Annotated in this window: 1 protein-coding gene; it reads left to right on the top strand. The window is 43.0% G+C overall.

The genetic code is table 11. The features are described 5' to 3' along the window. The first annotated feature begins 73 nt into the window (after positions 1-73). Positions 74-873 (top strand): IS5 family transposase gene (locus IV64_RS14055; RefSeq protein ID WP_088899809.1). Its coding sequence is split into 2 segments (ribosomal slippage): positions 74-344 and positions 344-873, totalling 801 coding nucleotides; the frame shifts between segments, so codons are not numbered across the junction. The last annotated feature ends 13 nt before the right edge of the window (positions 874-886 follow it).

The raw sequence follows: 886 nt of genomic DNA, 5'->3' as shown, positions 1-886 counted from the left end.
AGAACGTGTTTGGATACTTTGACATTCGATTTGATTTTAGTTAAATTAGATCAAAAACAGGAGTTTTTAATCCATGAAAAGCTTTGCACACCATTATAGTAGCGACATCTCTCGTGAACAATTTGAACTAATCCGGACAGATCTAGAAGGCATACGGAAGCGGACTAAGCCAAGAAAGGTTGATTTATATGATATCTTTTGTGCCCTGCTTTATACCTTGAAAAATGGGTGCGTTTGGCGCGATTTACCCAGTGATTTTCCTAAATGGGAAACCGTCTATTATTACTGGTTACTTTGGACTAAAACGCCATCTCCTGCTGGTATCACTCCTCTGGATAAGGTTTTAAAAAAATTGTCAGCCAACATCGGTTGGCTCAGAAGCGTTCAGTTTATACATCGTTCATCATTCTAGATGCTCAAAGTGTCAAGAATACCGATCCTGCTGAAAGTAGCGGCTACGATGGTGGTAAAAAGGTGAGTGGGATTAAGCGCCATCTTGCTGTAGATATCAATGGGCTGCCGATGGCAGTCCATGTGACAACCGCCAATGTTTCTGAGCGTGATGGCGCCAATGCGCTACTGGCGTTAAACAAATCACAGTTTGACCTGGTTCAACGAGTAATGGCCGATGGTGGTTATACTGGTAACAACTTTGCTCAATCAGTTCAGGCAATGATTAACGCTGAAGTCATTATTGCTAAACAGAGTGACCTTAGGCACGGTCAAGTGACCCCGCAACGCTGGGTTATCGAACGCAGTTTTAGCTGGCTAGGAAAATATCGGCGCCTCTGGCGCAATTGTGAGCGAAAGCTGAACACCAGTAAGATGATGATTAGCTTAGCCTTCCTGCGAATACTCTTGAAAAGATTCTAAACACGTTCTAAGA

The organism is Lactiplantibacillus xiangfangensis (genome assembly GCF_001438845.1).
In the GTDB taxonomy this organism is placed as follows: Bacteria; Bacillota; Bacilli; order Lactobacillales; family Lactobacillaceae; genus Lactiplantibacillus; species Lactiplantibacillus xiangfangensis.
Note: the sequence above shows the minus strand (reverse complement) of the source record. Positions and strands in the feature narration are given on the sequence as shown.